This is a genomic window from Kitasatospora sp. NPDC057500 (assembly GCF_042802195.1).
GTDB lineage: Bacteria > Actinomycetota > Actinomycetes > Streptomycetales > Streptomycetaceae > Kitasatospora.
Window position 1 is genome coordinate 1 of record NZ_JBHVER010000332.1, and the last position, 5,349, is coordinate 5,349.

General features: G+C 72.3%; 5 protein-coding genes and 1 pseudogene. 5 read left to right on the forward strand and 1 reads right to left on the reverse strand.

Features of this window, described 5'->3' with window-relative positions; all coding sequences use genetic code 11:
• The 3 genes and pseudogenes from ACFU74_RS35750 to prfB form a co-directional block, all read left to right on the forward strand.
• A pseudogene (locus ACFU74_RS35750) lies at positions 1-282 on the forward strand (serine/threonine protein kinase); the annotation flags it as partial.
• A 223-nt stretch (positions 283-505) separates the two neighbouring features.
• Positions 506-1,765, forward strand: coding sequence for a serine/threonine-protein kinase (locus ACFU74_RS35755; protein ID WP_380764301.1), 1,260 nt, complete (start codon positions 506-508; stop codon positions 1,763-1,765).
• Between the two features lie 102 nt (positions 1,766-1,867).
• A complete protein-coding gene (prfB, locus tag ACFU74_RS35760) occupies positions 1,868-2,980 on the forward strand; it encodes a peptide chain release factor 2 (protein ID WP_380764302.1) in 1,113 nt (370 codons plus the stop codon).
• 99 nt (positions 2,981-3,079) lie between these two features.
• Here prfB and ACFU74_RS35765 read toward each other — a convergent pair whose 3' ends face one another.
• Positions 3,080-3,274, reverse strand: coding sequence for a hypothetical protein (locus tag ACFU74_RS35765; protein ID WP_344325125.1), 195 nt, complete (start codon positions 3,272-3,274; stop codon positions 3,080-3,082).
• A gap of 350 nt (positions 3,275-3,624) precedes the next feature.
• On the opposite strand from ACFU74_RS35765, the gene ftsE reads away from it, so the two are divergent.
• Positions 3,625-4,314, forward strand: coding sequence for a cell division ATP-binding protein FtsE (ftsE, locus tag ACFU74_RS35770; protein WP_344325128.1), 690 nt, complete (start codon positions 3,625-3,627; stop codon positions 4,312-4,314).
• A gap of 76 nt (positions 4,315-4,390) precedes the next feature.
• Complete coding sequence (ftsX, locus tag ACFU74_RS35775) at positions 4,391-5,302, forward strand: permease-like cell division protein FtsX (RefSeq protein WP_344325131.1); 912 nt, start codon at positions 4,391-4,393, stop codon at positions 5,300-5,302.
• The last annotated feature ends 47 nt before the right edge of the window (positions 5,303-5,349 follow it).

Here is a 5,349-nt window from a genome sequence, read left to right on the forward strand (position 1 = left end):
GCCCCGCAGCACCGCGAGCCCCCGCAGCGCCGCGCCGAGCCCCCGCACGAGGCGCCCCGCGAGGCGCCGCGCCGCGAGCCGCGCCAGCGCAGCCGCAACCGGATGTACATCCCGGGCCTGGGCTGTCTGAAGGGCTGCCTCGTGGTGCTGCTGGTGCTGGCGCTGGCCGTGGTGGCGCTGTGGAACTTCACCCCGCTGCCGGAGTACTGGGCCGACGTCCAGGGCTGGTTCTCCGACGCGAAGGACTGGGTGACCGGCGTGTCCGACAAGGTGGGCAACTGACCCGAACGGATCCCGGCGGCCTTCCGGCAGGCCGCCGGGACCGGACGCGCAACGGGATTGACGCTTTGTCGACAATCCACGGGATTTCCCGCCGCCCAGGACCCGCCGAGCGCCCTCAGGCGGCCCGCGGAGGGCGTCCGGGCGCGTAGGTTGGTCGCTGTTGTCCCGCCCCACCGAGCGCTCCGGACCCTCCCGGGGCGCTCCCGCCGCCCACGGAGCAGCATTGGCACGCAAGATCGGCAGCCGCTACACCGTCCACCAGGTGATCGGCCGCGGCTCGGCCGGGACGGTCTGGCTCGGCGAGGGCCCGGACGGTCCGGTCGCGGTCAAGCTGCTGCGCGAGGACCTGGCCGCCGACCAGGTGCTGGTCGGGCGCTTCGTCCAGGAACGCGCCGCGCTGACCAGCCTCGACCACCCCCGGGTGGTCGGCGTGCGCGACATGGTCGTCGACGGCAGCGACCTCGCCCTGGTGATGGAGCTGGTCCAGGGCACCGACCTGCGCTCCCGGCTGGAGCGCGACGGCGCGCTGCCCCCGCAGCTCGCCGCCTCGGTGATCGCGGACGTCGCCGACGGCCTGGCCGCCGCGCACGCGGCCGGCATCGTGCACCGGGACGTCAAGCCGGAGAACGTCCTGCTGGACCTCGCCGCCGCCCCCGGACCCGGCGGCGCCCCGCGCGCCAAGCTGACCGACTTCGGCGTGGCCCGGCTGGTCGACGCCCCGCGCCGCACCCGCGCCACCCGGATCATCGGCACCCCCGACTACCTCGCCCCCGAGATCATCGAGGGCCTGGAGCCGCGCGCCGCCGTCGACATCTACGCCCTCGCCACCGTGCTCTACGAGCTGCTGGCCGGCTTCACCCCGTTCGGCGGCGGCCACACCGGCGCGGTGCTGCGCCGGCACGTCACCGAGCAGGTGCCGGCGATCCCCGGCCTGCCCGACGGCCTGTGGCGGATCATCGCCGAGTGCCTGGCCAAGGCCCCGGCCTCCCGGCTGCGCGCCGCCGAGCTGGCCGCCCGGCTGCGCGAGCAGCTGCCGGCCCTCGCCGGGCTGCCGGTGCTGGCCGTCCCGCAGCAGGGCCGGGCGCCCGTCGAGGAGCAGCTGACCCCCGGCGAGGCGGTGTACGCCGAGGTGGACGCCGCCCCCGGCACCCACAAGCGCCGCCGCGGCCCGGCCGTGCCGCTGGTGCCCGGCGTCGCCCCGGACTCCACCCGGGACACCCACACCAGCCTGCGCCGCCCCTCCGCGCACGAGCTGGCCTCCTACGCGGCCGAGTCGCGGGCCCAGCGCACCGCCCCGGGCGCGGGCCACCGCCGGGACCGCCAGGCCCTGCTGCGCCGCCGCCGGGTGCTGGCCGTGCTGCTGGCCGTGGTCCTGCTGCTGGCCGGCGCCGCCGCGGCCTGGACCGCCTTCGCCGCCACCGCGCCGGACGCCGGACCCGGGCCGCGCCCGACCGGTGTGTCGGGCGCCCCGGGGGCGCCGTAGCGCCGCGCTCCGGGCGCCTCGGCGGCCCACTCCGGGGGTCCGCGGGCCCCCGGACGCACCCGGGGTCGTCATGAGCACCCCGGGAACCATTACCCTGGGGGCGTGGCAGCCGTCGATCCTTCCGAAGAGCTCAAGAACCTCGAAACGACCATGGGGTCGATCGAGGCCGTCCTCGACCTGGACAAGATCCGGGCCGACATCGCGCGCCTGGAGGAGGAGGCAGCCGCCCCCGACCTGTGGGACGACCTGGCGAACGCGCAGAAGGTGACCAGCAGGCTCTCCTTCCTCCAGGGCGAACTGCGCAGGGTCGAGGGCCTCCGCGGCCGCATCGACGACCTGGGCGTCCTGTTCGAGCTGGCCGAGGCCGAGGACGACGCGGACACCCGCGCCGAGGCCGAGACCGAGCTGGCGGCCGTCGCCAAGGCGGTCGAGGAGCTGGAGGTCCGCACCCTCCTGTCGGGCGAGTACGACGCCCGCGAGGCGCTGATCAACATCCGCGCCGAGGCCGGCGGCGTGGACGCCGCCGACTTCGCCGAGCAGCTGATGCGCATGTACCTGCGCTGGGCCGAGCGGCACGGGTACCCGACCGAGGTGTACGACACCTCGTACGCGGAGGAGGCCGGCATCAAGTCCGCGACCTTCACCGTCAAGGCCCCGTACGCCTACGGCACCCTCTCCGTCGAGCAGGGCACCCACCGGCTGGTCCGGATCTCCCCGTTCGACAACCAGGGCCGCCGGCAGACCTCGTTCGCCGGTGTCGAGGTGCTCCCGGTCGTCGAGCAGTCCGACCACGTCGACATCGACGAGTCGGAGCTGCGCGTGGACGTCTACCGCGCCTCCGGCCCCGGCGGCCAGGGCGTCAACACCACCGACTCGGCGGTGCGCATCACGCACCTCCCGACCGGCATCGTGGTGTCCTGCCAGAACGAGCGCTCGCAGATCCAGAACAAGGCGTCCGCGATGAACGTCCTCCAGGCGAAGCTGCTGGAGCGGCGCCGCCAGGAGGAGAAGGCGGCGATGGACGCGCTCAAGGACAGCGGCAGCTCCTGGGGCAACCAGATGCGCTCCTACGTGCTCCACCCGTACCAGATGGTCAAGGACGTCCGCACCGAGTTCGAGGTCGGCAACCCGCAGGGCGTGCTGGACGGCGACATCGACGGCTTCATCGAGGCCGGCATCCGCTGGCGCAAGCAGCGCGAGACCGCCGCGCAGTAGGCGGTGGGCCGTGCCGGCCCCGCCCGCGGCCCCGTACGACGGAACGGCAGAAGGCCCCCGACCGGTTCACCCCGGCCGGGGGCCTTCCCCGTACGTCTCTCAGGCCAGCGCCTGCCGCGCGATCAGCGCCACCGCGAGCAGCCCGGCCAGCACGGCCAGCAGCATCGCGGGGGAGAGCGCGGCGAACGGGCCCTGCTGCTCCTGCAGCCGGGCCCGGGTGGCACGGCACGCGGGGCAGCGGCCCTCGCTGACGCGGCCGTTGCAGTGGGCGCACACCAGATGGTCGCAGGTCATGCGATCTCCTCCTCGCTGCTACTGCAAACGCACCGGACCGGGCCTTGGTTCCTTCTCGTGCCCTGTGCGGCGGAGCGGTCGTGCCCGACCGCACCCTCCACTGTGCCAGGTTCCGGGCGTTCCGGCCCCCGGGCTGTGAGATGGCTCCCAATTTTCAGGGCATATCAGGGCATTTTCCCCCAGCTCCGTTCGGCTGTCGCGGGCTGAACCTGCGGGCCGGGCCGCCGTTCGCGTATGGTCCCAAGCCGGGAGCGGCCGTTCCGCTCCCCTCGCCCGCCCCGGGCCGGGCATGCCGAGGGGCGGACCGACCCAGGACTGGCGCCGCCTAGGATGGCCTCCGTGATGCAGCCGTGATCAGATTCGACAACGTCTCCAAGACCTATCCCAAGCAGAACCGTCCCGCCCTGGACAACGTCTCGCTGGAGATCGAGAAGGGTGAGTTCGTCTTCCTGGTCGGCTCGTCCGGCTCGGGCAAGTCCACCTTCCTGCGCCTGTGCCTGCGCGAGGAGCGCCCCAGCAACGGCGAGGTGCACGTCCTGGGCAAGGACCTGGGCAAGCTGTCCAACTGGAAGGTGCCGCACATGCGCCGCCAGCTGGGCACCGTCTTCCAGGACTTCCGCCTGCTGCCCAACAAGACGGTCGCGCAGAACGTCGCGTTCGCGCTGGAGGTCATCGGCAAGCCGAAGAGCGCCATCAACAAGGTGGTGCCCGAGGTGCTCGACCTGGTCGGCCTCGGCGGCAAGGAGGACCGCATGCCGGGCGAGCTGTCCGGTGGCGAGCAGCAGCGCGTGGCGATCGCCCGGGCCTTCGTGAACCGCCCGATGCTGCTGATCGCGGACGAGCCCACCGGCAACCTCGACCCGCAGAACTCGGTCGGCATCATGAAGCTGCTCGACCGGATCAACCGCACCGGCACCACCGTGCTGATGGCCACCCACGACCAGGCCATCGTCGACCAGATGCGCAAGCGCGTCATCGAGCTCGACAAGGGGCTGCTGGTCCGCGACCAGGCCCGCGGCGTCTACGGGTACCAGCACTGACCTCTCGGCGCTGACCCCGTGGGCCGCCCGCCCGCCTCGCCCGACCAGCAGTACCGACCCTGGAGTTGTTGAACGCATGCGCGCCCAGTTCGTCCTGTCGGAGATCGGTGTGGGTCTCCGCCGCAACCTGACGATGACCATCGCGGTCGTCGTCAGCGTCGCGCTCTCCCTCGCCCTCGCCGGTGCCTCCCTCCTGGTCCGCGACCAGGTCAACTCGATGAAGGGGTACTGGTACGACAAGGTCGAGGTGAGCATCTACTTCTGCACCAAGGCCGACGCCCGGAACTCGCCCCAGTGCGACAAGGGCGCGGCCACCGACCAGCAGATCGCCGACATCAAGACCCAGCTGGACAAGATGGACTCGGTGGTCCAGTCCTCGACCTTCGAGAACTCCGCCGAGGCGTACAAGCACTGGAAGGAGATGAACCCGGACAACCCGCTCATCTCCGTCCTCGGCCCGGAGGCCATCCCGCAGTCCTGGCGGGTCAAGCTGAAGGACCCGACCAAGTACGACGTCATCCAGAGCGCCTTCGCCGGCAAGCCCGGCGTGAAGTCGGTCGAGGACCAGCGGAAGATCCTGGAGAACCTGTTCGGCCTGCTGAACGGCCTCCAGACGGCGGCCTTCGTCATCATGGTGCTGATGCTGTTCGTCGCGCTGCTGCTGATCGTCAACACCGTCCGGGTGTCGGCGTACAGCAGGCGGCGCGAGACCGGCATCATGCGCCTGGTGGGCGCCTCGAACTTCTACGTGCAGATGCCGTTCATCGCGGAGGCCGCGTTCTCCGCGCTGCTCGGTGCGGTGATGGCCTCCGGCCTGCTGCTCGGCGGCCACTTCTTCGTGCAGAACTGGCTCGCCGAGCGGGTGCAGTTCATCCACTTCATCGGCCTGTCCTCGGTGCTGGCGGTGATACCGCTGCTGGTCGTGGTGGGTATGGGCATGGCCGGCATCGCGGCGTTCTTCACCCTCCGCAAGTACCTCAAGGTCTGACGCCCCGACGGGCCCGGGCGGCCCGACGGCCCCGGACGGCACTGCGC